Origin of the sequence: Streptomyces sp. 147326 (genome assembly GCF_045000215.1) — a bacterium.
Classification (GTDB): domain Bacteria; phylum Actinomycetota; class Actinomycetes; order Streptomycetales; family Streptomycetaceae; genus Streptomyces.
Window position 1 is genome coordinate 5,988,155 of sequence record NZ_CP134201.1, and the last position, 25,553, is coordinate 6,013,707.

At 72.4% G+C, this 25,553-nt stretch carries 26 protein-coding genes; 12 read left to right on the forward strand and 14 right to left on the reverse strand.

Annotated features, from left to right (window positions below; all coding sequences use genetic code 11):
- Positions 1-14: 14 nt before the first annotated feature.
- Both RIU97_RS27415 and RIU97_RS27420 read right to left on the reverse strand, forming a co-directional pair.
- On the reverse strand, positions 15-1,652 hold the full coding sequence (locus RIU97_RS27415; RefSeq protein ID WP_404960236.1) for a GAF domain-containing protein: 1,638 nt from the start codon (positions 1,650-1,652) through the stop codon (positions 15-17).
- Positions 1,649-2,686 (reverse strand): rod shape-determining protein, encoded by a 1,038-nt coding sequence (locus tag RIU97_RS27420; protein WP_404960237.1) that lies wholly within the window; start codon positions 2,684-2,686, stop codon positions 1,649-1,651. The genes RIU97_RS27415 and RIU97_RS27420 overlap by 4 nt, the downstream gene beginning before the upstream one ends.
- A 211-nt stretch (positions 2,687-2,897) precedes the next feature.
- Here RIU97_RS27420 and RIU97_RS27425 point away from each other — a divergent pair, with 211 nt between their 5' ends.
- Positions 2,898-3,608 carry an esterase/lipase family protein gene (locus RIU97_RS27425; RefSeq protein WP_404960238.1) on the forward strand — a complete coding sequence of 237 codons (711 nt, stop codon included), beginning with the start codon at positions 2,898-2,900 and terminating at the stop codon, positions 3,606-3,608.
- Here the strand turns inward: RIU97_RS27425 and RIU97_RS27430 are convergent.
- Positions 3,605-4,204 (reverse strand): hypothetical protein, encoded by a 600-nt coding sequence (locus RIU97_RS27430; RefSeq protein WP_404960240.1) that lies wholly within the window; start codon positions 4,202-4,204, stop codon positions 3,605-3,607. The two genes, RIU97_RS27425 and RIU97_RS27430, sit on opposite strands and share 4 nt — an antisense overlap.
- A 78-nt stretch (positions 4,205-4,282) precedes the next feature.
- On the opposite strand from RIU97_RS27430, the gene RIU97_RS27435 reads away from it, so the two are divergent.
- Positions 4,283-5,002, forward strand: a complete 720-nt coding sequence (locus RIU97_RS27435; protein WP_404960242.1) for a hypothetical protein — start codon at positions 4,283-4,285, stop codon at positions 5,000-5,002.
- Between the two features lie 35 nt (positions 5,003-5,037).
- Here RIU97_RS27435 and RIU97_RS27440 read toward each other — a convergent pair whose 3' ends face one another.
- Entirely contained in the window at positions 5,038-5,463 is a 426-nt protein-coding gene (locus tag RIU97_RS27440; RefSeq protein ID WP_404960243.1) for a MarR family winged helix-turn-helix transcriptional regulator, read from the reverse strand.
- Between the two features lie 95 nt (positions 5,464-5,558).
- Between RIU97_RS27440 and RIU97_RS27445 the strand changes: the two genes are divergently transcribed.
- From RIU97_RS27445 to RIU97_RS27455, 3 genes are all read left to right on the forward strand, one after another.
- Positions 5,559-6,581, forward strand: coding sequence for an NADP-dependent oxidoreductase (locus tag RIU97_RS27445; RefSeq protein WP_404960245.1), 1,023 nt, complete (start codon positions 5,559-5,561; stop codon positions 6,579-6,581).
- 64 nt (positions 6,582-6,645) lie between these two features.
- Positions 6,646-7,068, forward strand: a complete 423-nt coding sequence (locus RIU97_RS27450; RefSeq protein ID WP_030711289.1) for an organic hydroperoxide resistance protein — start codon at positions 6,646-6,648, stop codon at positions 7,066-7,068.
- 77 nt (positions 7,069-7,145) lie between these two features.
- Entirely contained in the window at positions 7,146-7,946 is an 801-nt protein-coding gene (locus RIU97_RS27455) for an EI24 domain-containing protein (RefSeq protein ID WP_404960247.1), read from the forward strand.
- Between the two features lie 30 nt (positions 7,947-7,976).
- Here the strand turns inward: RIU97_RS27455 and RIU97_RS27460 are convergent, their stop codons facing one another.
- Positions 7,977-8,864, reverse strand: a complete 888-nt coding sequence (locus RIU97_RS27460; RefSeq protein WP_404960248.1) for an NAD(P)-dependent oxidoreductase — start codon at positions 8,862-8,864, stop codon at positions 7,977-7,979.
- Positions 8,865-8,961: 97 nt separating this feature from the next.
- Between RIU97_RS27460 and RIU97_RS27465 the strand changes: the two genes are divergently transcribed.
- The 3 genes from RIU97_RS27465 (at position 8,962) to RIU97_RS27475 (ending at position 12,793) form a co-directional block, all read left to right on the forward strand.
- Entirely contained in the window at positions 8,962-9,300 is a 339-nt protein-coding gene (locus RIU97_RS27465) for a winged helix-turn-helix transcriptional regulator (protein ID WP_404960250.1), read from the forward strand.
- A 204-nt stretch (positions 9,301-9,504) separates the two neighbouring features.
- Positions 9,505-11,193, forward strand: coding sequence for a hypothetical protein (locus RIU97_RS27470; protein ID WP_404960252.1), 1,689 nt, complete (start codon positions 9,505-9,507; stop codon positions 11,191-11,193).
- Positions 11,194-11,206: 13 nt separating this feature from the next.
- The gene (locus RIU97_RS27475) at positions 11,207-12,793 is read left to right on the forward strand and encodes a DUF2142 domain-containing protein (RefSeq protein ID WP_404960253.1); all 1,587 of its coding nucleotides are present in this window, start codon (positions 11,207-11,209) and stop codon (positions 12,791-12,793) included.
- An 80-nt stretch (positions 12,794-12,873) separates the two neighbouring features.
- Here the strand turns inward: RIU97_RS27475 and RIU97_RS27480 are convergent, their stop codons facing one another.
- Positions 12,874-13,590: a carbon-nitrogen hydrolase family protein gene (locus RIU97_RS27480; RefSeq protein ID WP_404960255.1), complete on the reverse strand. Its 717-nt coding sequence runs from the start codon at positions 13,588-13,590 to the stop codon at positions 12,874-12,876.
- A 121-nt stretch (positions 13,591-13,711) separates the two neighbouring features.
- On the opposite strand from RIU97_RS27480, the gene RIU97_RS27485 reads away from it, so the two are divergent.
- The gene (locus tag RIU97_RS27485) at positions 13,712-14,038 is read left to right on the forward strand and encodes a hypothetical protein (protein ID WP_404960256.1); all 327 of its coding nucleotides are present in this window, start codon (positions 13,712-13,714) and stop codon (positions 14,036-14,038) included.
- A 7-nt stretch (positions 14,039-14,045) separates the two neighbouring features.
- On the opposite strand, the gene RIU97_RS27490 is transcribed toward RIU97_RS27485, so the two are convergent.
- On the reverse strand, positions 14,046-14,624 hold the full coding sequence (locus RIU97_RS27490; RefSeq protein WP_404960258.1) for a TetR/AcrR family transcriptional regulator: 579 nt from the start codon (positions 14,622-14,624) through the stop codon (positions 14,046-14,048).
- A gap of 106 nt (positions 14,625-14,730) precedes the next feature.
- Here RIU97_RS27490 and RIU97_RS27495 point away from each other — a divergent pair, with 106 nt between their 5' ends.
- A complete protein-coding gene (locus tag RIU97_RS27495; RefSeq protein WP_404960259.1) occupies positions 14,731-17,238 on the forward strand; it encodes a beta-glucosidase in 2,508 nt (835 codons plus the stop codon).
- Positions 17,239-17,347: 109 nt separating this feature from the next.
- Here the strand turns inward: RIU97_RS27495 and RIU97_RS27500 are convergent, their stop codons facing one another.
- Positions 17,348-18,244, reverse strand: coding sequence for an SGNH/GDSL hydrolase family protein (locus RIU97_RS27500; RefSeq protein WP_404960261.1), 897 nt, complete (start codon positions 18,242-18,244; stop codon positions 17,348-17,350).
- A 249-nt stretch (positions 18,245-18,493) separates the two neighbouring features.
- Between RIU97_RS27500 and RIU97_RS27505 the strand changes: the two genes are divergently transcribed.
- Positions 18,494-18,988 (forward strand): DUF3145 domain-containing protein, encoded by a 495-nt coding sequence (locus RIU97_RS27505; RefSeq protein ID WP_351291109.1) that lies wholly within the window; start codon positions 18,494-18,496, stop codon positions 18,986-18,988.
- A gap of 67 nt (positions 18,989-19,055) precedes the next feature.
- On the opposite strand, the gene fabF is transcribed toward RIU97_RS27505, so the two are convergent.
- The 5 genes from fabF to RIU97_RS27530 form a co-directional block, all read right to left on the reverse strand.
- Positions 19,056-20,321: a beta-ketoacyl-ACP synthase II gene (gene fabF, locus RIU97_RS27510; protein WP_361769432.1), complete on the reverse strand. Its 1,266-nt coding sequence runs from the start codon at positions 20,319-20,321 to the stop codon at positions 19,056-19,058.
- 79 nt (positions 20,322-20,400) lie between these two features.
- On the reverse strand, positions 20,401-20,649 hold the full coding sequence (locus RIU97_RS27515) for an acyl carrier protein (protein ID WP_327413789.1): 249 nt from the start codon (positions 20,647-20,649) through the stop codon (positions 20,401-20,403).
- A gap of 55 nt (positions 20,650-20,704) precedes the next feature.
- Positions 20,705-21,709, reverse strand: a complete 1,005-nt coding sequence (locus tag RIU97_RS27520; RefSeq protein ID WP_404960264.1) for a ketoacyl-ACP synthase III — start codon at positions 21,707-21,709, stop codon at positions 20,705-20,707.
- A gap of 19 nt (positions 21,710-21,728) precedes the next feature.
- Positions 21,729-22,646 (reverse strand): ACP S-malonyltransferase, encoded by a 918-nt coding sequence (locus tag RIU97_RS27525; RefSeq protein ID WP_404960266.1) that lies wholly within the window; start codon positions 22,644-22,646, stop codon positions 21,729-21,731.
- A gap of 89 nt (positions 22,647-22,735) precedes the next feature.
- A complete protein-coding gene (locus RIU97_RS27530) occupies positions 22,736-23,953 on the reverse strand; it encodes a helix-turn-helix domain-containing protein (RefSeq protein ID WP_327413786.1) in 1,218 nt (405 codons plus the stop codon).
- Between the two features lie 93 nt (positions 23,954-24,046).
- Between RIU97_RS27530 and RIU97_RS27535 the strand changes: the two genes are divergently transcribed.
- Positions 24,047-24,700, forward strand: coding sequence for a pirin family protein (locus RIU97_RS27535; RefSeq protein WP_404960267.1), 654 nt, complete (start codon positions 24,047-24,049; stop codon positions 24,698-24,700).
- Here RIU97_RS27535 and RIU97_RS27540 read toward each other — a convergent pair.
- A complete protein-coding gene (locus tag RIU97_RS27540; RefSeq protein ID WP_404962955.1) occupies positions 24,697-25,515 on the reverse strand; it encodes a serine hydrolase domain-containing protein in 819 nt (272 codons plus the stop codon). The two genes, RIU97_RS27535 and RIU97_RS27540, sit on opposite strands and share 4 nt — an antisense overlap.
- Positions 25,516-25,553: the final 38 nt, after the last annotated feature.

A 25,553-nucleotide genomic window follows, 5' to 3' on the forward strand; every position in this document is an offset into this window, starting at 1 on the left:
GTGTCCCCGGCCTCCTACAGCGCCGACTCCCACGTCACCGACGTGCCCCGCGTGCCCGACTCCGTACGGCCGTCGTCCGCCACCGTCAGACGGACCCGGGACGCGGTCGCGTCCACCACCACCTCGATGGAGGTGACCCCGCTGCGCCGGTGCGCCGCGGCCAGGGCGGTGCGCAGGGCGGCCAGCAGGTCGGCCGCGACCGGATCCGGCAGCAGAGCGTCCACCGCGCCCGCGAAGTGCACCGACGGCTGGAAGCCGAGCAGGACGGCCGCCCCGCCCGTCTCGCGCAGGACCCGTCCCCGGAAGGTGGTCGGGGCCTCGGTCGGCGGTTGCTGGAGGGCGAAGATGGCCGTGCGGACCTCCTGGATGGTGGAGTCCAGTTCGTCGACGGCGTGGCTGAGTTCGTCGCCCACCGTGTCTCCGGACGGGGAGTTCGCGGCGCGCCGCCGGGTGCTCTCCAGCATCATCTCGGTGGCGAAGAGCCGCTGGACCACCAGGTCGTGCAGGTCCCGCGCGATCCGGTCGCGGTCCTCGTACACGGCGAGCTGCTCCCGGTCGTGCTGGGCGTCCGCGAGGACGAGGGCCAGTGCGGCCTGGGAGGCGAACTGCGAGGCGAGCAGCCGGTCCACCGCGTCGTACGGGGGGCCGCCCCGGGCGCGCGGCAGGGCCAGGGTGCCGATCAGCTGGCCGCCGCTCTGGAGGGGGAGCATCATGCTCGGGCCGAAACGTTCCCGCACGTGGGTGGTCATCCGGGGGTCCGTCGCCGAGTCCTCTATGAAGACCGGCTCGCCGCCGAGGAGTTGCGCGAGGACCGGGCTGCCGGGGGCGATCGCGGTGCCGACCAGGTCACCGGGGTCCCCGTGGGTGGAGGCGGCGACGATCTCCATGCCGCCCTCGGGGGTCGGCTGGAGCACCACGCCGGCCGCGGCGTCCGCGAGCAGCCGGGCCCGTTCGGCCACGCACATCAGGGCGTCGGCCGCGGGGCGTCCGGCCAGCAGGGTCGTGGTCACCGCGGCGGCGCCGTCGATCCAGCGCTCCCGGCGGCGCGCGGTCTCGTACAGCCGGGCGTTGCCGATCGCTATGCCCGCCTGCGAGGCCAGCACCCGCAGCAGGGCGAGGTCCTCGTCCGTGAACGGGCCGCCGCCGCGCTTCTCGGTCAGGTAGAGGTTGCCGAAGACCTCCGTGTGCACCCGGATCGGGACGCCCAGGAAGCTGTGCATGGGAGGGTGCCCAGGCGGGAAACCGGCCGCCCGGGGGTCCTGGGTGAGGTCGTCCAGTACGAGCGGGCGCGGGTCGCTGATGAGGACTCCGAGCAGCCCGGAGCGCCCGTCCGGGAGGCGGGGGATCGCTGTCCGCTCCGCCTCGGTCAGACCGGCCGTGAACAGCTCGGTCAGCCGGGCGCGCTCGGGGTCGACGACCCCGAGCGCGCCGTACCGCGCCGAGCACAGCTCGGTCGCCGAGTCCACGATGTGCTGGAGGGTGGCGTGCAGTTCCAGCTCGGAGCCGACGTTGAGGACGGCCTCCAGCAGCACCGGAAGGCTCGCGCCCTCCTCGTCGGACTCCTCGTCGGACTCCGCGTCGAACTCCTCGGCGGGTTCCTTTCCCGGCCTCCCGCCGGGGCCTTCCTCGGGCTCGTGCCCGGGGTCCGTCATTCGGACAGCGGGTTGAGGACCATGGGGGCGATCTTCCCTTCGAGCATCGCGCCGAGACCGAGTACGGCGCACACGTCCGGCCGTTCCGCGATGGCGACGGGCATTCCGGTGGCGTCCCGCAGCATCTGGTCCAGGCCCGGCAGCAGGGCGCTGCCGCCCACCATCATGATCCCCCGGTCCGTCAGGTCCGCGACCAGGTCCGGCGGGCAGTCGCGCAGCACCTTGCCGATGCCGTCGAGGACGGCGGTCAGCGGCGTGTGGATGGCGTCCCGCACGGCGGCGGTGTCCACGTGGACGGAACGGGCCAGTCCGGTGGCCACGTCTCGGCCGTGGATCAGGGTGGAGGCCGGGCCCTCGGAGGTGATGCCGTTGCCGTGCAGGGCCAGTTGGAGCGGCCGGACGGCCTGGCTGGGCAGCATCAGCTCGTGCGCGTGCCGCAGGTGCTGGACGACCGCGTGGTCGATGGCCTCGCCGCCGACCGGGATCCGCTCGGCGGTGACGATCGAGCCGAGGGAGAGGACGGCGACCTGGGTGGCCGCGGCCCCGCACACCATGATCATCGTCGCGGTCGGCTGCTCCACGGGCAGTCCGCAGCCGACGGCCGCCGCGATCAGGGTGTCGACCAGTTCGACGCGGCGGGCGCCGAGCCCGACGAGGGTTTCCACGGTGGCCCGCTGGGCCAGCGGGTCCGCGTCGTGCGGGGTGCAGGCGGCGGCCCGCAGCCGGGGCTTGCGGCGCAGGGCGCGCCGCAGCTTCTCGCCGAGGAGGTGACGCAGCATCCGCTGGGCCATCTCGATGTCGACGACGGTGCCGCCGGAGACGGGGCGCACGACCCGGATGTAGTCGGGCGTGCGGCCGGTCATCCGTTCGGCGAAGGTTCCGACGGCGATGAGTGCGCCGGTGCGCGTATTGACCGCGGCGACGCTGGGCTCGTCGACCACGAGGCCGGCGCCCTTGACGTACACGCGGGTCCTCGCCGCCCCCAGGTCGACGGCGACGTGGCAGCGGCGCAACTGCTCAAGACTGACGGTCACGGCAGATCCTCCCGAGAGCGCTGACGCAAGCGGACCGGCGGAAATGCCGGTCACTTTTCATATCATCTCGGACGTTTGGGTCTAACCGCCCGTTGGGCTGCTCCGGCCGGGGGTGCGTCGCGCCTGCATGGGGGTGGATTTCTGTACCGACAGGCAGCACCATGCCCGCACCGCACGCGCTACTCACGCGTAACAAGGTAAAGGGGAGCCGATGCTGACGGCCCGACAGAGACTGCTCGCGCTCCTGACGCTCTGCCTGGCGCTGCTGGCGCCGATCTCGGCCCATGCCGCCGACCGGGTCCCGGCCCCCGCCTCTGACCGGGCGTCATCGCGCAATCCGGTGATCTTCGTGCACGGCTACAACGCCGATCCGGGCGTCTGGGGAGCCCTGCGCGGGGACCTGCGCGCCGCCGGGTACGCCGACTCCGAGCTCTTCTCCTGGGGCTACGACACCCACCAGTCCGTCAACGAGGTCCTCGCCGGGCGGCTCGCCGCCTACGTCGACCAGGTCCGCCGGGACACCGGAGCCGCCCGCGTCGACGTCGTCTCCCACTCCTTCGGCTCGCTCGTGAGCCGCTGGTACGTGAAGTTCGGCGGCGGCACGGCCACCGTGGACCACTGGGTGTCGCTGGCCGGCGCCAACCGGGGCACCTCCACCGCGTGGGCCTGCGCCCTGTGGGACCAGGCCTGCCGGGACATGACCCCCGGGTCGTACGTGGTGAAGAACCTGAACGGCGGGGACGAGACCCCGGGCGCGGTGAAGTACGCGACCTTCTGGTCCAACTGCGACGAGGTGGTCAACCCGGACGACAGCGTCCCGCTGACCGGCGCCGCCAACGCCCCGGTCGGCTGCCTCAAGCACAACGACCTGCTCGGCGACGACGGCACCTCGGCGGGCGTCCGCGCCTTCCTCGCCTCCTAGGAACCGTCCGGTTCCCGGGCGCCGTCCACCACGCCGTCCACCACGCCGTCCACCGCGACCCGCTGGAGCAGGCCGTACGTGAACTCCGCCACGCACGGCCTGCCCCGTGCGGCGAAGGCGAGGCGCCAGCGGGTCGGGGCGGTGCCCTCCATCGGCCGGACCGGGGCGAAGGCCCGCGCCACCTCGTCCACCGTCGCCGACCAAGGCCGCAGGTCGTCCGGCGACTCCAGTACGGGCCCCCGCGCGCCCGGGGCGCGGACCAGCCACTCGTTCCACACCGCCCCGTCCGGCGCGGCCAGCACCTCGAAGCGCAGGTCCGGCCAGAGCGGCAGCGGCCACAGCAGGGCCTCGCACTCCAGATCGCCGATCGTGCGGCGCTCGGCGGACTCCGGCGGGCCGAGCACCGACCGGTACCGGGCCAGGGCGCCGCGGGAGCGGGGCGACCTGACCATCGCCTGCCAGTGCTTGTTGGCCTCCCGCTGGTCCGCGAGCGAGGCGCCGAGGCGGCGGCGGGCCTCGTCGGCGAGTTCCGGCTGGAAATCCGACATCCGCCGCAACAGCACCAACTGGAAGGCGGCGGGACCGAAGGAAGTCATGGAAGGAACGATTCCACACAGGATCCTTACGTTCTCGGAATACGGATGTTGCCGCTCACCACGTAGCCTGCGGGCGCCATGAACTACTGCCACGCATGCCGGAGGCACCTCAACGGCGCACTGGCGTGCGCCGGATGCGGAACGCCCGCCGAGTACCTGATGCCCGCCGCGCCCGTCGCCGCGCAGGCCGCCCCCGTGGCGCCCGCGCCGGAGCCGCCGCCGGTGCTGGCCGACGTGTTCGCGGACTCGCTGGTCGTGCTGTCCGCCCCGAACGAGCGCAGGCCCGGCGCGCGCCGCCGGGCCACGCACCGCAGACGCCGCCGGACCGTGCTGACCATCGGGCTCGGCCTGGCGGTCGCGCTCGGGGGCTCGCTGGCGGTGGCCCACATCGCCACGGACGGGCAGCGCACCGACCGGGCCGCCACCGTGGTGCTGACCGACGACGGCCCGCAGCAGCCCGCCCCGCTGCCGGACGCGCCGACGGCCGGGGCGCCCACGGGGTCCGGGAAGGCCACCACCAAAGCCGCCCCCGCGAGCACGAAGAAGTCCGGGTCCGGGGCGCCCTCCGGGGACGTCACCCAGCCGGGCCCGAGCCCGTCCGCCCCCGCCCCCGCGACGTCGGGGCCGGCGTCCGGAACCCCCGGCCCGGGGGGATCCGTGCAGCCGAGTACGTCGGGCAGGCCCTCCCAGAGCGTCACCGGCACCGCGCAGACGCCGCCGCCCCCGGTCCCGCCGAAGCCCACGCCCACGCCGTCCAAGGACTGCGGCTTCCTCGGCATGCTCTGCTGGGCCGACTGACCGGGGGGCGCCTTGCCCCCTGCCCGTCCACCCGCCTAGCCGTCGAGCATCCGTTTGAGCAGGTCCCGCAGCATCGCCCGCTCCGCCGGGGACAGTCCGGCCAGCGGTTCGCGCGCGAAGTCCAGTGACTCGCGCAGCCGCTCCGCGGTCTGCAGCCCCTCCTCGGTGGGGGCGGCCAGCTTGACCCGCCGGTCGGCCGGGTCCGGGCGGCGCTCGACCAGGCCGCGGGTCTCCAGCCGGTCGACGATCCCGGTCACGTTCGAGGGCTCGCACCTCAGCTTCTGGGCGATGCGGCGCATCGGGGTCGGCTCCAGGGAGAGCATGTTCAGCACCTTGGCCTGCGCGCCGGTCAGCTGGTGGCTGGCGGCCGCGTGCTCGTACTCCATGTGGTAGCGGGCCACGACGTCGCCGATGAGCTCGACGACCTCGACGGTCACTGGGTCTATGCGACGACTGGGCATGGAAACAGCGTACCCATTTACTTGACAACATGAAATATCCAGGCGCATGGTTGTTTCACCTAGTGAAGCAAATTCGTTCTTACCAGGAGCGCCCCATGTCTGAGATCCCCGCCGTGAGCCGCGAGTGGCACCTCGTCCGTCGCCCGCAGGGCTGGCCCGTAGCCGAGGACTTCGCCCTGCGCGAGGCCCCCGTGTCCGCCGAGCCCGCCGCCGGCCGGATCCTCGTACGCAACCTCCACATGTCCGTGGACCCCTACATGCGCGGCCGGATGAACGACGTGAAGTCCTACATCCCGCCGTTCCAGCTGGACGAGCCGATGCAGGGCGGCGCCGTCGGCGAGGTCGTCGCCTCCGCCGCCGAGGGCTTCGCCGTCGGCGACCACGTGCTGCACCACCTGGGCTGGCGCGAGTACGCGGAGCTCGACGCGAAGTTCGCCACCAAGGTGGACGCCTCGCTCGCCCCGCTCTCCGCCTACCTCGGCGTCCTCGGCATGCCGGGCCTGACCGCCTACGCCGGCCTCTTCGAGGTCGGCTCCTTCAAGGAGGGCGACGCCGTCTTCGTCTCCGGCGCGGCCGGTGCGGTCGGCGGCCTCGTCGGCCAGTTCGCCAAGATCAAGGGTGCCTCCCGGGTCATCGGCTCCGCCGGCTCGGACGAGAAGGTGACGCTGCTCACGGAGAAGTACGGCTTCGACGCCGCCTTCAACTACAAGAACGGTCCCGTCGCGGAGCAGCTGCGGGGCGCCGCCCCCGAGGGCATCGACGTCTACTTCGACAACGTCGGCGGCGACCACCTGGAGGCCGCCATCTCCTCCCTGAACGTGAACGGCCGGGCCACCCTGTGCGGCGCGATCGCCGGCTACAACGACACCGAGGCCGCCCCCGGCCCGCGCAACCTGATGCAGGTCATCGGCAAGCGGCTGCGGCTCCAGGGCATCCTCGTCAACGACCACGCCGGCCTGCAGCCGCAGTTCGTCCAGGACGTCGCCGGATGGCTGCGTTCCGGTGAGCTCCGGTACGACGAGACGGTCGTCGACGGCGTCGAGAACGCGACGTCCGCCTTCCTCGGCATGCTGCGCGGCGAGAACACCGGAAAGATGATCGTTTCCTTCACCGGTTAGGCTCACTGCACACCGTCGTGACCGTGGGCGCGAGTCGCGGCGATTACCAGGAGGATTTCCTTACATGTCCATCCAGCAGTCCGACGTCGCGTACACCGCCATAGCCACCGCCGAGAACGGCCGTGACGGTCGCGTCGCCACCAACGACGGCCAGCTCGACGTCGTCGTGAACCCGCCGAAGGAGCTCGGTGGCAGCGGCGCCGGCACCAACCCGGAGCAGCTGTTCGCCGCCGGCTACAGCGCGTGCTTCCAGGGCGCCCTGGGTGTCGTCGCCAAGAACGTGAACGCCGACATCTCCGGCTCCACGGTCACCGCCGAGGTCGGCATCGGCAAGAACGACGAGGGCTTCGGCCTGATCGTCAAGATCTCCGCCGTGATCCCCAACGTGGACGCCGCCACCGCCAAGGACCTCATCGAGAAGGCCCACGAGGTCTGCCCGTACTCCAAGGCCACCCGCGGCAACATCACCGTCGAGCTCGCCGTCTGATCCGGCACCGCTCAGCGAAGGCCGCACTCCGCCAGGGGTGCGGCCTTCGCCGTACACCGCAGCCTTAAACTGGCCCCATGCGCGATCTTGCGGGGGGCTTCCGGTATCTGCTGGCCGGACAGCGATGGGTGTTCCGGCACGGCCGGTGGTTCGGCTTCGGGCTGCTGCCCGGGCTCGTTTCGCTGGTCCTCTACGCCGGCGCGCTGATCGGGCTCGGCTACGGGGCCGACGATCTGACCGCCTGGGCCACCCCCTTCGCCGACGACTGGTCCAGGCCGTGGATCGGCCTCTTCCGCGGCTTCCTGACCGCGCTGGTCTTCAGCCTCGGGCTCTTCCTCGCAGTGATCACCTTCACCGCCGTGACCCTGCTGATCGGCCAGCCCTTCTACGAGTCCCTCTCGGAGCAGGTCGACCGCAGCGAGGGCGGCGAGGTCCCGCAGTCCGGGCTGCCGCTCTGGCAGGAGCTGTGGATCTCGGCCCGGGACAGCGTGAAGGTGCTCGCGCGCGTGCTGCTCTACGGGATCCTGCTCTTCGCCCTCGGTTTCATCCCGGTCATCGGGCAGACCGTGGTCCCCGCGCTCGGGTTCTGCGTCTCCGGGTACTTCCTGACCCAGGAACTCACCGCCGTGGCCCTGCAGCGGCGCAAGGTGGACCTGCCCGAGCGGCTGGAGCTGCTGCGGTCGCGGCGGATGCTGGTGCTCGGCTTCGGGGTGCCGCTGGTGCTGTCGTTCCTGGTACCGCTGGTCGCGGTGTTCCTGATGCCGGGCGCGGTGGCCGGGGCCACCCTCATGGCGCGCGACCTCCTGCGGACCGACGAGGCTCCGGCCGCGGAAACCACCCCCGCGGGTTTCGGACCGCCGCCGCCCGCGTACTCGTAACCGCCCGGTCGCGGCCCGGACCCGGGCCGGCTACCGCTTCAGCAGCAGGATGGCCCCCGTCGTGTCCTCCCCGCCGTGCGCGGCCGGGTCCGCGGCCAGCCGGCGCCGCAGCAGGTCCACGTACGGGGAGATCAGCTCGGTGCTGACGCCCTGCTCCTGCGCCGTGCGCAGCATGGTGCCGCTGCCCGCGACCTGCATGGCCAGGTTGGACACCACCCCCGAGGTGAAGTCCCGCGAGGTCAGCCGCTCGGCGGCGTTGCCGACGAAGAAGCCCATCGCGCCGAGCCACTCGGACAGCAGCGGAGCCAGGTCCTTCGGGGCGATGTCCTCGCCCTCGGTCAGCGCATAGGCCTGCGAGATGCCGGCGAACATCCCCCACATCGCGCTGAGCAGCGCCACGTCGTGCAGGGCGGCGTGCCCGGGGTTCTCGCCGACGAAGCGGGCCCCGGCCGGGACCTCCAGGACGGCCCGGTGGGCATCGAAGAGCGCGCGCGAGCCGCTATGGAAGACGTACCCGCCGGCCTCGGGGACGCCGATCATCGTCGGCGTGGCCATGATCCCGCCGTCCAGGTACCGGGCGCCGCGCTCCTCGGCCCAGGCGGCCCGGGCGCGCGCCTCGGCCGGGGTGCCGGTGGTGAGGTTGACGAGGTCCTTGCCGGTCAGGTCGATGCCGTCCAGGGCGGCGCCGACGCTGGCGTCGTCCAGCAGGCAGACCACGACCAGCCGGTTCGCGGCGACGGCCGCGGCCGCGCTCGGGGCGGCGGCGGCCCCTTCGGCGGCCAGTGGCCCGGCCTTGGCGGGGGTGCGGTTCCAGACGGTGAGCCGGTGTCCGGCGGCGAGCCAGGTGCGGGCGAGGGCGGTGCCCATGTCGCCGAGTCCGAGCAGGGTGAGCGAGTGCTGGGGTGTGTTGTCAGTCATGGCGCTTAGCCTGCTGGCAGGCTGTGAGGCGCTCAAGTACGCACTTTGGAGTGGGTGGTTACCCCAAGGTGAGCGAACAGGTGGGGAGGGGTGCGCGATGGCGGTGACACGAAGGCCCGGTGCCGATCACTGCGGGATCGCCGCGGCGATGTCGGTGATCGACGGCAAATGGAAGGTCTCGCTCCTGTGGGAGCTGGAGCGGAGCCCGCGACGCCGTTTCGGTGAACTGCGCAGGCTCGTCCCCGGCGTCTCCGAGAAGGTGCTCGCCGCGCAGCTGCGCGAGCTGGAATCGGACGGCATCGTCCACCGCGAGGTGCACGAGGAGGTCCCGCCGCGCGTCGAGTACTCCCTGACCCCGCTGGGACAGAGCCTGAACGCGGCCCTGGAGTCCCTGGGGGAGTGGGGCACAAAGCATCTGCTACCGGACTCCGCGTAGCCGACTCGTGATCAGCCGGCGGCCTCCGTCACCCCCTCGTGGGCCCGTAGTATGCATGGCGGCAGCAAGTGCCGAGGCCGTCTCTCACTGCCTTTGAGTCCGCCCTGGCCCGCAGCTTCGGGGAGAAGCCCGGAGCCGGGCAGCGGCTTGCCGAGCCACGACCGGCCGCCGGGCCGAGGACCGACCAGCAGTAGGGACACAGCAGTGACAGTCAGTACCGAGGGCACGGTCGCCGTGCTGCCCCCGGGCGGACCGGCCGCGCCCGCTCGCCCGATACCCGCCGTCCGGCGCGGGCTCGGTTCCCGCGGCACGCTCCTGCTCCTCGAAGCCGTCGTCGCGTTCGGCGCGGCGCTCGTGCTCCCGATGCTGGCCGTCCGTTTCAAGCTCGACCCCCTGGACCGGATCGCACAGGTCAGCGGCCTCGCCGCGATCCAGCTGCGGTTCGCGCTCGTCGGTCTGCTGTTCATCGCCGCGGTGGCGCTGGCCATGCGGCTGCGGGGAGGCCGGCACTTCGACCTGGCCGCCCGGATCGCCGCCGCCGCCCTCGCGGGCCTGGCCAGTGGCTTCGTCGCCGCCGGCGCGGTCGTCGCCCTCCACGGGACGCCCTGGCCGATGTTCGGCCTCAACGGCGACAGCGGCCGCATCGTCGAGTGGGCCCACGCGGTGGCCAACGGCCGTCCCTCGGGCTCGCCGGTCTACCCGCCGGCTCCCCTCTACACCCTCGGCTACTACGCCGAGTGGTTCCGCGGCGGCAACACCGCGTACGCGTTCAAGGACCTCCAGATCCTCGGTGCCGCCGCCTTCGGCCCGCTGGTCTACCTGTGCTGGCGCATGCTGCTCGGCCCGGTCCGAGCCCTCGCCTTCGGCGTGGCCCCGGCCTTCGCGCTGATCGACGCGTACAAGCCGTACAGCCAGACCGTGCTCGTGGTGCTCGTGCCGGTGCTGGTGGCGATGGTGGTGTCGCTGAGCCGCAGCGGCACCCAGGGCTGGCGGCCGCTCCTGCTCAAGGGCGCCGGATTCGGCGCGCTCCTCGGCGTGCTGTTCCTCACCTACTCGGGCTGGTTCCTGTGGAGCGCGGCGGGTGTCCTGTTCGCCGTGCTGCTGTACTTCCCGTGGCGGACCGGCCGACTCGGCCGGCTCAAGGGCGTGGCCTTCCTCGGCGCCTCCCTGGCGGCCTTCCTCGTGGTCGCCGGCCGCTACCTCGTGGTCATGCTGACCGAGGGGCAGACCACCAAGGACTACAACTTCCGGTTCGACAACTTCACCGACCCGGCCTACTACCTCATGTGGCGCACGGACATGCCCGGCAAGGTCGGCGAGTGGCCGCCGCCCGGCGAGTACGGCGGGGTCGGCCTGTTCGCCCTGGTCACCTTCGTCTGCCTCGGCGCCGCGATCTGGCTGGGCATCCGCAGGCCGATGGTGGTCACCGTCGCCGCGATGTTCATCAGCGCCTGGGTGATGCGCATGTACATCGCCTCGCACATGTACGAGACGCAGACCGTCCAGCTCTACACCCGCACGAACAACCAGCTCCTCTACTGCGGGCTGCTGCTGTGCGCACTGGTCGTCCACCTGGTCTCCCAGCGGATGGCCGCACGCCGGGCCGAGGCCGGCTCCGCGACCGGCTCCGAGTCCGCGAGCGGTACGGCGGGCACCGGCTTCCCCGGCCGCGAAGGCGCGGTGATCGGAGCCCTGTGCGCGCAGCTCCTGCTCCTCGGCACCGTCTCCTCCTCGATGGCCGACCGCTACATGCCGGCCAAGGAGAACACCTACCGGATCCTGCCGTGGGTCTCGCACACCATCACGGAGCAGGACGGCAGCTGCCCGAGGTACGCGCCCGGCGGCACCTGCTCCAAGGACGGCGACCAGAGCTGGCTGAGCTTCATCCGATGACCCGGGGGAACCGATGATCTCCGCACTGACGCGGCTGGCCGACTGGTCCGCCGGCACGGCCAGGCGGCTCTGGCTGATCTCGTTCGCGCTGTTCTTCGCGCTCGCGGGCTCCTGGTCCGCCGCCAGCCCCATCGGCGGCTCTCCCGACGAGCACGCACACTTCGTCCGTGCCGCGGCCGCCGCCCGGGGCCAGATCAGCGGACCCCTGGTGATGGTCCCGCACCGGGTGGCGGGAATCGACGGCCAGTTCGCCGAGGCCGGGATGCAGCTCCCGCAGTGGTACGGGAACCTGGCCACGGTGCACGAGTGCTACGCGTGGCGCCAGTCCCAGCCCGCGTCCTGTGCGCCCTCGCTCGGCGACTCCGAGAAGATCGTCCAGGTCCCCACGGCGGCCGGCCGCTACCACCCGGCGTACTACCTGGCGACCGGCTGGCCGAGCCTGCTCGCCGACGGCCCCAAGGGGCTGTACCTGATGCGCTTCATGTCGGCGCTGCTCTGCTCGGCCCTGCTGGCGAGCGCGGTGGTGACGGCCGCCGAATGGCGGCGCCGCTCGCTGGCCGTGCTCGGCGTGCTCGCCGCAGCCACGCCGATGACGCTCTACATGTCCGGCACGCTCAACCCCAGCGGCGGCGAGATCGCCGCCGGGATCCTGGTGTGGACGGCCCTGCTGTCGATCGTCCTGTCACCCGACCCGGTGCTGCTGAACCGGCGGCTGGCCAGACTGGGCACCGGCGGCCTGGTCCTGATCAACATCCGGCCCCTCGGACTGATCTGGTTCGGCGGAGCGGTCGTCTTCTGCCTGCTGCTGACGCAGCGGCGCGGAGTGCTGGGATCCGTGCTGCGCCGCAAGGCCCTGTGGCTCTGGACGGCCCTGCTGGGCCTGGCGACGGCCGGTGCGCTGTACTGGGCGGCGAGGCACCCGGACCGTTCGGAGATAGACATCCCCGACTCGCTCACCGCGGGCGTGGCCGCGAAGCGCACCCTCGGCAACACCGACTGGTACATCAAGCAGATGGTGGGGTTCTTCGGCTGGCTGGACACCCCGGGCCCGGCCCTGCTGTACCTGGTGTGGATGGCGGTCCTCGCGACGCTCGTCGCGCTGGCGCTGGTCTACGGCCACAAGCGCGACGTGGTGGCGGTGCTCGGCATGCTCGTGGCCATCGTGATGGTGCCGGTGGCCGCGCAGGCCTCGGAGGCGGAACGGATCGGCATGGTGTGGCAGGGCCGCTACCTGCTGCCCTTCGCCGTCGGCCTGCCGCTGATGGCCGTGCTGATCTGTGCCACGCGCGTCCCCGGACGCGGTTTCCCCTGGCGGCGGCTGGTGGGCCTCTGCGTCGGCGGCCTGGCGCTGGCCAACGTGGCGGCGTTCTACTGGACGCTGCGCCGGTTCGCCGTCGGCAACAAGGCTTCGTGGGTGCCGACCTCGGCGCACTGGGCCCCGCCCGGCGGCTGGGTCTTCTGGACCGGCGTGTACGCGGTGGCGGCCCTCGCCATCGTCGTGCCCGCCCTGGTCTCGGACCGCAAGGCCGCCGCGCCGCAGCTGCCGGACCTCGACGCCCCGCGTCCGGACCACGAGGTGCGGGTGCCCGAGCCCGCCTGACGCACCCCGACCGCCTGACGCACCCCGACCGCCTGGCGCACCCCGCCTGACACCCGCAACCCGCCTGACACGCGCACCCCTCAGACGGCGGGGCCGACCTCGGCGGTCACCACCGACGGCGTACGGTCGTCCGCCTCGACGAGCAGGGCGCCGCCCGGGGCCCACACGGCCGCGCGGCCGCAGCCGGTCCACGGGCCCGCCGGGCCGACGTGGTTGGCGAGGACGACGTACAGGCCGTGCTCCTCGGCGATCCCCGGGTACACGGTGGCGCGCTCGCCGATCCCGTCGCCCGTCCCGTACAGGGAGCTCGCCAGGTGCACCCGGCAGCCGTCGGCCGCGCCCCGGCCGGGCAGTTCGGGGAAGTGGTTGTCGTAGCAGACGCCCAGGGAGAAGCGGATCCCGCCGAGTTCGAAGCGCCCGTCGCCCGCGCCCGGCGCGAAGACGTCCTGCTCGTGCCGGAAGAGGTGCTGCTTCGCGTACGTCGTCACGTGCGCGCCGTCCGCGTCGTGCACCAGCGTCGCGATGGCGGGGCGCGGGCCGGCGGTGGGCAGGGCGACGTTGACGGCGGTGGCGATGCCGGCGGAGCGCAGCGGGTCCAGGCGCGGGTCGTCGGCGGCCGTCCACAGACCGGGGTCGGCCGCCAGCGCGTCCAGTTCGTAACCGGTGAGCGTGAACTCGGGGAACACCAGCAGTCCGGCGCCCTGTTCGCGCGCCGCGGCGGCGAGGACGGCTGCCTGCGCGACGTTGGCGTGGACATCGGCGGGGACGCAGGTCATCTGGGCTGCGGCGATCTTCATGCGGCCGAGGATGCCAGCCGGGTGGTGCCCGGTCCTTCCGGGGGGTCGACGTACCGGCGGGCCGGGAGGGATGCTGGGGCGGTGGGCGCGTCGCGAGCTCCGAGGGCCCCAGGTGATGGGCGTGTGCGTGACCTACACCGGCGCGCTGGTCCTCACCGCCTTCGGTAACGACGCCCGGCCGGAGGGCCGGCAGTTCCACCTGCCGCCCGGCCCGGACTGCCCGTTCTGCCTGGTGGAGGATCAGATACGGGGGTTCCTCGGGGCGGTGGACCCGCTGCTGGGCGAGTACCGCAGGCACCTGGGGGCGGGCAGCAGCCGGCACCTCCTCGTCAAGCGGCCGTCCACCGCGGAGCCCTGGACGGGCCGGCTCCGCGACCGGGCGTACTACCGGGTGCCCCGCCGTCGGCCCTCCTGCCCGGTCCACGACCCACTGCTCGGCCCGCCCTAGCCCGGGCTCAGCAGTCCGCGGGGCCCCGCAGGAGGGTCAGGAAGGAGCGGAAGGCGGCGGGCATGTCCACCGACTCGGGGGCGAGCAGCCACTGGTACTGGAGTCCGTCCATGACGGCCGTCAGCAGGGGGGCCGCCTGTTCGGGGGTGAGGCCCGAGGGGAGGCGCTCGCCGAACTCGGCGCGGAGCACGGCCGCCATCTCCGCGCGGACCTGGGCGTAGCGCTCGGTGAAGAACTCCCGCGCCGGGTGCCCGTCGGTGACGCTCTCGCCCAGCAGCGCCGAGAAGGTCTGCACGATGCCCGGACGCATCGCGTTGTACTCCACCAGCGAGGCCAGCAGGTCGAGACGCCAGGTGTCGGCCGCGGCGCGCGAGCCGCCGCCGGTGTCCCAGCGGTCGCGCTCCTCCAGCACCGCGACCAGCAGCGCCTCCTTGGTCGGGAAGTAGTGCAGCAGCCCCTGCTGGGTCAGGCCCACGCGTTCGGCGACCGTGCCCAGGGACGCGCCCCGGTAGCCGCGCTCCGCGATCACCTCGACGGCCGCGCGGACGATCTCCCCGCGGCGCTCCTCGCTCCTCGCCCTGACCATCGCCCCGGCACCCCTTCCCGTACGACTCCTGCCAGCAGGACCGTACGGCATCTTGGTATCACGAAAAGATTACGAACCCTACCGTTCAACAGGTAACGGGTCCACGATGGGGGCCACCGCACCGCACCACCGCACTCAACGAGGAGGCACGGCCGTGACCGATGCCGATCAGGTCCGCACCAGCGTCGTCGAAGTGGCGCTCGGGAAGCTCGATCTCGACACCAAGGCCCGACTGCTGGCCGGGCAGGACATGTGGTCGCTGCCCGCGATCCCGGAGATCGGGCTGCAGTCCCTGGTCATGTCCGACGGCCCCATCGGGGTCCGCGGCGTGCGCTGGACCGCCGACGACCCGTCCATCGCGCTCCCCTCCCCGACCGCGCTCGCCGCCGCCTGGGACCCCGAGCTCGCCCGCCGCGCAGGCCGGCTCCTCGCCCAGGAGGCCCGCCGCAAGGGCGTCCACGTCCTGCTCGCACCCACCGTCAACCTGCACCGCTCCCCGCTCGGCGGCCGGCACTTCGAGTGCTACTCCGAGGACCCGTACCTCACCGGGGTCATCGGCAGCGGCTACGTGAACGGCGTCCAGGACGGCGGGGTCGGCACCACCGTCAAGCACTTCGTCGGCAACGACGCCGAGACCGACCGGTTCACCGTCGACTCCGTCATCGCCCCGCGCCCGCTGCGCGAGCTCTACCTGGCGCCCTTCGAGGCCATCGTCGCGAACGCCCACCCGTGGGGCATCATGACCGCCTACAACCAGGTCAACGGCACGACGATGACCGAGCACCGGTACCTGGTGAACGAAGTCCTGCGCGGCGAATGGGGCTTCGACGGGTACAACGTCTCCGACTGGATGGCGGCCCGCTCCACCACAGGCGACATCGAAGGCGGCCTGGACGTGGCCATGCCCGGCCCCACCACCGTCTACGGGCCCGCCCTCGCCGAGGCCGTCCGCGCCGGGGAGGTCTCCGAGGCCGTCGTCGACGGCGCCGTGCGCAACGTCCTGCGCCTCGCCGCCCGCGTCGGCGCCCTGGAGGGCGCGCCCGCCGTCGTCGAGGCCGCCCCGGCCCCGGTCGACGGCCAGGCACTGGCCCGTGAGCTCGCCGCCCGCGGCTTCGTCCTCGTGCGCAACGAGGCCGTGCCCGGCAGAAGCGCCGCCCTGCCGCTCGACGCCTCCGCGGGCCGCACCGTCGCCCTCTCCGGCGCCGCGGCCCGCGACGCCCGCGTCCTCGGCGGCGGCAGCGCCACCGTCTTCCCCGAGCGGATCGTCTCCCCGCTCGACGGCCTCACCGCCGCCCTCCCGGACGGCGCCCTGACCTTCACCGTCGGCGCCGACCCCTCCGACGAACTGGTCCCCGCCGACAAGGGCTTCGAGCTCCGCGCCGTCTGCCGCGACGCCTCCGGCGCCGTCATCGGCGAAGGCAGCCTGCCGACCGGCCAGGTCCAGTGGATCGGCGACGACCTGCCCGCCGGCGCCACGTACGAGACCATGGCGAGCATCGAGGTCTCCGGTACGTTCATCCCGCGCGAGAGCGGCGAGCACGCCTTCGGCACCCGCGGACTGGGCGCCTTCGGCCTCGCGGTCGACGGGCGGACCCTCTGGGAGGGCGTCCAGGAGATGGGCAACGAGGCCGACCCCTTCGAGGCCTTCTTCGGCGCCCCCAGCGAGCGCGCCCGCGTCACCGTCACCGAGGGCGAGCCCGTCGAGGTGTCGCTGACCTACCAGGTCCCCGACGTGTCCGCGCTGCCGCTCAAGGCGATCATGTTCTCGCTGCTCCACCTCGGCCCGCGGCGCGACGCCGACGAGCTGATCGCCGAGGCCGTGGCCGCCGCCCGCACCGCCGACACCGCCGTCGTGGTCGTCGCCACCACCGAGCGCGTGGAGTCCGAGGGCTTCGACCGCCAGGACCTCACCCTCCCGGGCCGCCAGGACGACCTGGTGCGCGCCGTCGCCGCCGTCAACCCGAACACCGTGGTCGTCGTCAACGCGGGCTCCCCGGTGGAGCTCCCGTGGCGCGAGGACGTGGCCGCGGTGCTGCTGACCTGGTTCCCCGGGCAGGAGGGCGGAGCCGCGCTGGCCGACGTACTGCTCGGCGACGCGGAGCCCGGCGGGCGGCTGCCCACCACGTGGCCCGCGCGGTTCGCGGACGCGCCCGTCACCGAAGTCGTCCCCACCGAGGGGCGCCTGGAGTACCGGGAGGGGCTCTTCATCGGCTACCGGGCCTACGAGAAGCACGGCGTGGCCCCCGCCTTCCCCTTCGGGCACGGCCTCGGCTACACCGACTGGGCGTACGAGTCCCTGGAGGCCACCGCAGACACGGTCCGGGTCCGCCTCACCAACACCGGTGCCCGGCCCGGCCGCGAGGTCGTCCAGGTCTACCTCGCCCCCGTCGGCGACGACACCGTGGAGCGCCCGGCGAGCTGGCTGGCGGCCTTCGCGGGCGTCTCGGCGGGACCCGGTGAGACCGTCGAGGCCGTGATCGCCCTGCCCGCCCGGGCCTTCGAGATCTGGGACCAGGAGGCCTCCGGCTGGCAGCGGATCGGCGGCGCCTACGAGGTCCGCGCGAGCCACTCGCACGGTGACACACGGCTGACGGCCACGCTCGACATCGCGTAACACACCGTAACCATCGGAAATGGCTGGAAATCACCCCTGAAACACCCCTGAAAGCCGGTCCGGGGGCGAGTCCTGACACTCGCCCCCGGACCCTCCGTGCACAGCGGCGTCAACGTGGCGGTTCGGCGGCCGTCACCTGGCGGTGCGCCAGTTCCGCCAGCCGTGCCTGCCCGTCCTTGCCCGGATGGAACCAGTCCCAGCGGCTCAACTGATCCGCCGCGAAGGGGTACTGGAAGACCGCCCCGCCGTCGTAGCGGCACAGCGCGTCCTTCGCGCAGACCTCGCGCAGCACCTCGTTGTACTCGACCACCCGCGCCCGCACCTGCTCGCGCCGGGCCGTCGCCCCCGTCGCCGCCGACAGCGGATCGGCGAGCATCGACTGACAGATGCCCAGCTTCCAGACCTGGCGCACCATCGGGAGATCCTTGCCCTGCTCCCACAGCCGTTGGAGGTCCGGCACGCTGGAAACGTACACCTGGGAGGAGGGGGACGAGGCCCGGAGCCCGGCGAGGGCCTTCTCGAATCCGTCCCGGAACTCCGCCACCGGCGTCATCGACGAAGCCGTGGGCCGGCAGGCGTCGTTCGAGCCCACCATGACCGTGACCAGGTCGGGCTTGTGCGCGGCGGCCTCCGCCAGCTGCCCCGGCAGGTCCGCCATCCGTGCGCCGGTCACCGCGTAGTTCCAGCTGCGGGCGGGCACCTCGGCGTCCCCGAGCAGCCGGGCGGCGAGGGAGCGGACCGCGGGGTCGTTGCCGGTGGCCCAGGAGACCTCCGGGCAGTCGGCCAGGACCGAACAGGCGTCGAAACCGCGTGTGATGGAGTCGCCCACGGCCGCGACCGAGGCCGGCGCCGTGTTCCAGCGCGGAGCGGCCTGCCCCCCGCGCTCGCCTTCCCCGCCCGACCCGCCCGAGCTGCACCCCGTCGCCGCGCCGGCCAGCAGCACCGCCGCCGCACCCGCGCCCGCGAGGATCCGGCGCGCGCGGCGGCGCGGAGCGGTGGTGCGCATGGGAAGGGCTCCTCCTTGTCGCCCCCGCATCGTTCGGGGGGTCCTGCTGAGTGAAAGCTCTGTGTTTACGGGCCTCGGAGCGACCGTACGTCACACCATGACCCCTGGCGCACGGTAGCTTTTTCCCGTGGCGTTTCGGCCGCAGGTCCCGTAGCGCAATGTCAAATAATTTCCGTTACATTACATCACGTCACATACTGTCCGTTTTCTGGAGTTTATTCCCGACCTCGTCCACCACTGGAGGTCCCGGTGACGACACGTGGAGTCCTGTACGTGCATTCCGCACCGCGCGCGCTCTGCCCGCATGTGGAATGGGCTGTTGCGGGCGTGCTCGGGGTGCGGGTGAACCTCGACTGGATCAGGCAGCCCGCCTCCCCGGGCACCTGGAGAGCCGAGTTCTCCTGGCAGGCCGAAGCGGGCACCGCCTCGAAACTCGCCTCCGCGCTGCGCGGCTGGCACCTGCTGCGCTTCGAGGTGACCGCGGAGCCGTGCCCGAACGCCGAGGGCGAGCGCTACAGCTCCACCCCGGAGCTCGGCATCTTCCACGCCGTCACCGGCATCCACGGCGACATCCTGATTCCGGAGGACCGGCTGCGCGCCGCCCTCGCCCGGTCCGCGCGCGGCGAGACCGACCTGGAGGCGGAGATCGCCAAACTGCTCGGCAAGCCCTGGGACGACGAACTGGAGCCCTTCCGCTACGCGGGCGAGGGCGCCCCGGTCCGCTGGCTCCACCAGGTGGTCTGAACCCGTACGACGCGAGGGGCCCCGCACAGCGACTGCTGTGCGGGGCCCTTCGCCGTGCGGTACGGGATCAGACGGTGCGGAACGCCAGGGTGACGTTGTGACCGCCGAAGCCGAAGGAGTTGTTGATCGCGGAGATCGGGCCGTCGGCCGGCAGCTTGCGGGGCTCGCCGCGCACGATGTCCGCGTCGATGTCCTCGTCGAGCTCGTCGACGTTGATCGTCGGCGGGGCCAGCCGGTTGTAGAGCGCCAGCACGGTCGCGACGGTCTCGATACCGCCCGCGCCGCCCAGCAGGTGACCGGTCATCGACTTGGTCGCGGAGATCGCGATGTGGTCGAGGTCGTCGCCCAGCACCTTGCGCAGGGCCTTCAGCTCGGCCGTGTCACCCTGTGGGGTCGACGTGGCGTGCGCGTTCAGGTGGACCAGCTCGGCCGGGTCGAGGCCCGTGTTGTCGAGCAGGTTCTGCACCGCGGCCGCGACACCGCGGCCGGTCGGCTCCGGCTGCGCGATGTGGTGGCTGTCCGCGGACAGGCCCTGGCCCAGCACCTCGCAGTAGACCCGGGCGCCGCGCGCGGCGGCGTGCTCGGCGGACTCCAGGATGACGACGCCCGCGCCCTCGCCCAGTACGAAGCCGTCACGGCCCTTGTCGTACGGACGGGAGGCCTGCTCGGGGTTCTCGTTGTTCTTGGACATCGCCATCATGTTGGCGAACGCGGCGATGGGCAGCGGGTGGATCGCCGCCTCGGTGCCGCCCGCGACGACCACGTCGGCACGGCCGGTACGGATCATCTCGACGGCGTAGCCGATGGCCTCGGCCCCGGAGGCGCAGGCGCTGACCGGAGTGTGCACGCCCGCCTGGGCGTTGACCTCCAGGCCGACGTTGGCCGACGGGCCGTTCGGCATGAGCATGGGGACGGTGTGCGGGGAGACCCGGCGCACACCCTTTTCCTTCAGTACGTCGTACTGGTCGAGCAGGGTGGTGACACCGCCGATACCGGAGGCGATCACCGTGCCCAGGCGCTCGGGCCGGATCTTCTCGTCCTCGCCGGCCGGGGCGGTGTAGCCGGCGTCGGCCCACGCCTCGCGCGCCGCGATGACGGCGAACTGCGCCGAGCGGTCGAGCTTGCGGGCCAGCGGCCGGGGCAGGACCTCGCTCGGGTCCACGGCGGCACGGGCGGCGATGCGTACCGGGAGTTCGGCGAAGCGCTCGCCCTCCAGGGGCGTTACGCCGGAACGGCCGGCAAGCAGACCTTCCCAGGTCGAAGCGCTGTCGCCACCCAGCGGAGTGGTTGCGCCGATACCGGTGACGACCACGGTGCGATTGGTCGGGCTCACAGGAATTCTTTCTCCACGTCTCAGGGGGTGCTGAATTGTCACGGCGCCACCGCCAGGTGGCGACAAACGCTCGTCAGGCTCAGGCCTGGTGCTTCGCGATGTAGTCCGCGGCGTCGCCGACCGTCTTGAGGTTCTTGACGTCCTCGTCCGGGATCTTGACGTCGAAGCGCTCTTCGGCGGCGACGACGACCTCGACCATGGACAGCGAGTCGACGTCCAGGTCGTCGGTGAAGGACTTCTCGGTCTGGACGTCCTCGACCGGGATGCCCGCGATCTCGTTGACGATCTCCGCGAGACCGGCGACGATCTCTTCCTGCGTGGCGGCCATGTGGCGCTCCTTCTCTGGGTAACTGGGTAGACGGACCGGGATGTGGATCCCGGCCCTAGGGGAGGGTAACGACCGTCGCGGCGTAGACGAGTCCCGCCCCGAAGCCGATGACGAGCGCGGTGTCGCCGCTCTTCGCCGCTCCGGTCGCCAGGAGCCGCTCCATAGCGAGCGGGATCGAGGCGGCCGACGTGTTGCCGGTGGTCTCCACGTCACGGGCGACCGTGACGTGCTCCGGCAGCTTCAGAGTCTTCACCATCGAGTCGATGATCCGCATGTTCGCCTGGTGCGGAATGAAGACGTCCAGGTCGTCCGCGGTGATCCCGGCGGCGTCGAGCGCCTGCTGGGCCACCTTGGCCATCTCGAAGACGGCCCAGCGGAAGACCGCCTGACCCTCCTGCGTGATGGCCGGGAACTTCTCGGCGCTGTCCTTGGTGCGGAACTCGTCCCACGGCACGGTCTGCTTGATCGTGTCGGACTTGTCGCCCTCCGAACCCCACACCGTGGGGCCGATGGCCGGCTCGTCCGAGGGACCGACGACCACGGCGCCGGCGCCGTCGCCGAACAGGAAGGCCGTCGCGCGGTCCTCCAGGTCGGTCAGGTCCGAGAGCCGCTCCACGCCGATGACGAGGACGTACTCCGCCGAACCTTCCACCACCATGCCCTTGGCCAGGGTCAGACCGTAGCCGAAACCGGCACAGCCCGCGGAGATGTCGAAGGCGGCGGGCTTGACCGCGCCGATCCGGTGCGCGATCTCGGTCGCGACGGCCGGAGTCTGCTTGAAGTGCGAGACCGTCGAGACGATCACGGCACCGATCTGCTCGGGGGAGACACCGGCATCGGCCAGCGCCTTGCCCGAGGCCTCCACCGACATCGCGGCGACCGTCTCCTCGGGCGAGGCCCAGTGGCGGGTCGCGATGCCCGAGCGGGAGCGGATCCACTCGTCGGACGAGTCGATGGTCTCGAGGATGACCTCGTTGGGCACCACGCGGGTCGGGCGGTAGCCGCCGACTCCGAGGATGCGGGCGTACGGGGAGCCCTTGGCCGGCTTGATCTTGGACATGCTGTGTGGGCTCCTTCTCTCAGGCCGTCGGTTCGGCGACGAGCGCCGCGGCCTTGTCGAGATCGTCCGGGGTCTTCAGGGCCACGCTCGGTACGCCCTTCAGCGCGCGCTTGGCCAGACCCGTCAGGGTGCCACCGGGGCAGAGCTCGATGATCCCCGTGACGCCCAGTTCGGCGAACGTCTCCATGCACAGGTCCCAGCGGACCGGGTTCGCGACCTGGCCGACCAGGCGGGCGACGACGTCGGCGCCCGTGGTGACGACAAGGCCGTCCTTGTTCGAGACGTACTTCAGCACCGGGTCCGCCGGGGAGAGGGCCTCGGCGGCCTTCTCCAGCGTGGCCACCGCGGGGGCCATGTGGTGCGTGTGGAAGGCGCCCGCGACCTTGAGGGCGACGACCTTCATGGAGCCTTCGGGCTTGTCGGCCTCCAGGGCAGCGATCTGCTCCATGGTGCCGGCGGCCACGATCTGGCCCGCGCCGTTGATGTTGGCCGGGGTCAGACCCAGCTTCTCCAGGTGGGCGACGACCACGTCGCGGTCACCGCCGAGGACCGCGGCCATGCCGGTCTCGGTGACGGCGGCGGCCTCGGCCATGCCGAGACCACGGGTCCGGACGAACGACAGCGCGTCGGCCTCGGACAGGACGCCGGCGTAGGCGGCGGCGGTGATCTCGCCGACGCTGTGGCCGGCGACGGCGCCGAAGGTCAGGGAAGCGGGCAGCGCCGAGGCGGACAGCAGGCCCGCGGCGACCAGCAGGGGCTGGGCCACGGCCGTGTCGCGGATCTCGTCGGCGTCAGCGTTCGTGCCGTAGTGGGCAAGGTCCAGCCCGATGGCATCGGACCAGGCGGCGACGCGGTCAGCGGCACCGGGGAGGTCGAGCCAGGGAGTCAAGAAGCCGGGCGTCTGAGCGCCTTGGCCGGGAGCGACGAGTACGAGCACCCTCACACTCTCTCTTGTGGATGGTCCCGGCCGCCCGTGGGGACAGGGACGAAGAACCGTCGGGGTAATTGTTGATGTCCGACAAAAGTCTAGGACTGGAGATCGCCGTCGGCCAGACGCCCGAGAATCAGGGCGATTCGCAGCGTGAACGCCGAGCGGACATCGGAGGGTGACCATCCGGTGACGTCGGTCACACGTCGCAGCCGGTAGCGCACCGTGTTGGGGTGCACGAACAGCATCCGCGCCGCCCCTTCGAGGCTGCTCGCCTGCTCCAGGTAGACGCTCAGCGTCTCCAGCAGCGCAGACCCTGCCTCTTCCAGCGGTCTGTAGATCTCCTCCACCAGTTGTTCCCTGGCAGCGGGATCGGAGGCGATCGCGCGTTCCGGCAGGAGATCGTCCGCCAGAACCGGACGCGGGGCGTCCTGCCAGGCCGTACAGGCCTTCAGCCCGGCCGCCGCGGCCTGCGCCGACTTCGTCGCGTTCAGCAGGTCGGAGACCACCGGGCCGGCCACCACCGGACCGGCCGCGAACGGCCCGATCAGCGACTTCGCCACCTGCATCGGGTTGTCGCTGCCGCCCGCGATGACGACCAGCCGGTCCCCGAGCACTCCGGTGAGGACCTGCAGCTTGTGGTGGCGGGCCGCGCGCCGGATCGCCTCCACCGTCAGCTCGCTGTCCCCCTCCGGCGCGGTGCCGAGCACCACGCACACGTGCTCGGGGGAGTTCCAGCCCAGCGCCGCCGCCCGGGAGAGTGCACCCTCGTCGGCCTCGCCGGACAGCACCGCGTTGACGACCAGGGACTCCAGCCGGGCGTCCCACGCCCCGCGCGCCTCGGCGGCCTGCGCGTACACCTGGGCCGTCGCGAAGGCGATCTCCCGGGCGTACACGAGCAGCGCCTCGCGCAGGATCTGCTCGTCGCCGGGAGCCGCCACCTCCTCGATCGCGGTCTCCATGACCTCGATCGTGGTGCGGACCATCTCGACGGTCTGGCGCAGGGTGATCGCCCGGGTCAGCTCGCGCGGAGCCGTCCCGAACACGTCGGTGGAGATCGCCTGCGGGGTCTCCGGGTGCCGGAACCACTCGGTGAACGCGGCGATGCCGGCCTGCGCCACCAGGCCGATCCAGGACCGGTTCTCGGGTGGCATCGCCCGGTACCACGGCAGGGTCTCGTCCATCCGCGCGATCGCGTTGGCGGCGAGCCGGCCGGAGGACTTCTCCAGTCGGCGCAGCGTCGCGGTGTGCGGATGGGCGGGAGCGGGATGCGCGGCGTGTGTGGCGGGGGAATGCTCACGTTCGGGTTGAGGCACGTGACAAGACTGCCTTATCGGGACGGGTGCGCGGAGTCCGGTACCGGGCCGGACCCGCGACCCGGTGCCGCGACTGGGTCTACCGTGGCCCCCATGATTGATGTACGCCGAGGCGCCGACCGGTACGAGGGCGGGGACCCGGCCGCCGGGATCACCACCCGGCACGCCTTCTCCTTCGGGTCCTTCTACGACCCGGACAATCTGCGCTTCGGCCCCGTCCTGGCCTGCAACGAGGAGGTCCTCGCCGCGGGCGCCGGATTCGACGAGCACCCGCACAGTCACACCGAGATCGTGACCTGGGTCGTCGAGGGAGAGCTCACCCACCAGGACAGCACCGGTGAGAAGGGCCTGGTCCGGGCCGGGGGCGTGCAGCGGCTGAGCGCCGGATCCGGCGCGCGGCACGTGGAGCGCAACGACGGGGTCGGGCGGCTGCGCTTCGTGCAGATGTGGCTCGCGCCCCTCGCCGCGGGCGGCGATCCCTCGTACGAGGTGGTCCGGGACATCGCCGACGGCACGCCCTACGAGGTTCCCGCGGCCGGCGCCGTACTGCACGTGCGGCGGCCCGGCGCGGGCGAGCGGGTGGCCGTGCCGGCGGCGGAGCGGGTGTACCTGCACGTGGTGCGCGGGGACCTGCGCCTGGACGGGGAGGAACTGGGCCCCGGGGACTCGGTGCGGATCACCGGCGAGCGGGACCTGGAGATCACCGCCGGGTCCCCGGGGGAACTGCTGATCTGGGAACTTCCCTAGGCCGGGCGCAGTTCGGCCAGGACCGCGTCAGTGAACGGGGTCCAGGCCGCCACGGCCCACGGGCCGAAGGCGCGGTCGGTCAGCGCCACGCACGCGGCGCGCGCGTCCGGGTCCACCCACAGGAAGGTGCCGGCCTGGCCGAAGTGGCCGAAGGTGCGGGGCGAGGAGGACAGGCCCGTCCAGTGCGGGGACTTGCCGTCGCGGATCTCCACGCCGAGGCCCCAGTCGTTGGGGGACTGGTGCCCGTACCCCGGCAGGACGCCCTTGAGCCCGGGGTGCACGACGGAGGTCGCCGCGGCGACCGTACGGACGTCCAGCAGCCGGGGCGCCTGCAGCTCGGCGGCGAAGCGCAGCAGGTCGGACACGGTGGAGACGCCGTCCTTGGCGGGCGAGCCCTCCAGGGCGGTCCGCTCCATGCCCAGCGGTTCGAAGACCGCCTGGTGCACGTACTCCGCGAAGGGGATGCCGGTGGCCTTCGCGATGTGGTCGCCGAGGACCTCGAAACCGGCGTTGGAGTACAGCCGGCGCTCCCCGGGCGGGGCCGCCACCCGGTGCTCGTCGAAGGCCAGGCCGCTGGTGTGCGCGAGCAGGTGACGGACCGTCGACCCCTCGGGCCCGGCCGGCTCGTCCAGCTCGATGGCCCCTTCCTCGTACGCGACGAGGGCGGCGTACGCGGCGAGCGGCTTGGTCACGGAGGCCAGCGCGAAGCGGTGGTCGACGGGCCCGTGGGCGCCGGCGAGGCTCCCGTCGGCGCGTACGACGGCCGCCGCGGCCGTGTCCACCGGCCAGGTCTCGATGATCCGCAGGCTTTCCATGCCGTTGCCGGCCTCCATGCTCTCCATGCGGCCGAGCC

What these genes read in the sequence shown, in the direction of transcription:
- RIU97_RS27415 (WP_404960236.1), bottom strand. Translation starts at nt 1,652, where the DNA reads ATGACGGACCCCGGGCACGAGCCCGAGGAAGGCCCCGGCGGGAGGCCG.
- RIU97_RS27425 (WP_404960238.1), top strand. Translation starts at nt 2,898, where the DNA reads ATGCTGACGGCCCGACAGAGACTGCTCGCGCTCCTGACGCTCTGCCTG.
- RIU97_RS27430 (WP_404960240.1), bottom strand. Translation starts at nt 4,204, where the DNA reads ATGACTTCCTTCGGTCCCGCCGCCTTCCAGTTGGTGCTGTTGCGGCGG.
- RIU97_RS27435 (WP_404960242.1), top strand. Translation starts at nt 4,283, where the DNA reads ATGAACTACTGCCACGCATGCCGGAGGCACCTCAACGGCGCACTGGCG.
- RIU97_RS27440 (WP_404960243.1), bottom strand. Translation starts at nt 5,463, where the DNA reads ATGCCCAGTCGTCGCATAGACCCAGTGACCGTCGAGGTCGTCGAGCTC.
- RIU97_RS27445 (WP_404960245.1), top strand. Translation starts at nt 5,559, where the DNA reads ATGTCTGAGATCCCCGCCGTGAGCCGCGAGTGGCACCTCGTCCGTCGC.
- RIU97_RS27450 (WP_030711289.1), top strand. Translation starts at nt 6,646, where the DNA reads ATGTCCATCCAGCAGTCCGACGTCGCGTACACCGCCATAGCCACCGCC.
- RIU97_RS27455 (WP_404960247.1), top strand. Translation starts at nt 7,146, where the DNA reads ATGCGCGATCTTGCGGGGGGCTTCCGGTATCTGCTGGCCGGACAGCGA.
- RIU97_RS27460 (WP_404960248.1), bottom strand. Translation starts at nt 8,864, where the DNA reads ATGACTGACAACACACCCCAGCACTCGCTCACCCTGCTCGGACTCGGC.
- RIU97_RS27465 (WP_404960250.1), top strand. Translation starts at nt 8,962, where the DNA reads ATGGCGGTGACACGAAGGCCCGGTGCCGATCACTGCGGGATCGCCGCG.
- RIU97_RS27475 (WP_404960253.1), top strand. Translation starts at nt 11,207, where the DNA reads ATGATCTCCGCACTGACGCGGCTGGCCGACTGGTCCGCCGGCACGGCC.
- RIU97_RS27480 (WP_404960255.1), bottom strand. Translation starts at nt 13,590, where the DNA reads ATGAAGATCGCCGCAGCCCAGATGACCTGCGTCCCCGCCGATGTCCAC.
- RIU97_RS27490 (WP_404960258.1), bottom strand. Translation starts at nt 14,624, where the DNA reads ATGGTCAGGGCGAGGAGCGAGGAGCGCCGCGGGGAGATCGTCCGCGCG.
- RIU97_RS27495 (WP_404960259.1), top strand. Translation starts at nt 14,731, where the DNA reads ATGGGGGCCACCGCACCGCACCACCGCACTCAACGAGGAGGCACGGCC.
- RIU97_RS27500 (WP_404960261.1), bottom strand. Translation starts at nt 18,244, where the DNA reads ATGCGCACCACCGCTCCGCGCCGCCGCGCGCGCCGGATCCTCGCGGGC.
- RIU97_RS27515 (WP_327413789.1), bottom strand. Translation starts at nt 20,649, where the DNA reads ATGGCCGCCACGCAGGAAGAGATCGTCGCCGGTCTCGCGGAGATCGTC.
- RIU97_RS27520 (WP_404960264.1), bottom strand. Translation starts at nt 21,709, where the DNA reads ATGTCCAAGATCAAGCCGGCCAAGGGCTCCCCGTACGCCCGCATCCTC.
- RIU97_RS27535 (WP_404960267.1), top strand. Translation starts at nt 24,047, where the DNA reads ATGATTGATGTACGCCGAGGCGCCGACCGGTACGAGGGCGGGGACCCG.
- RIU97_RS27540 (WP_404962955.1), bottom strand. Translation starts at nt 25,515, where the DNA reads ATGGAAAGCCTGCGGATCATCGAGACCTGGCCGGTGGACACGGCCGCG.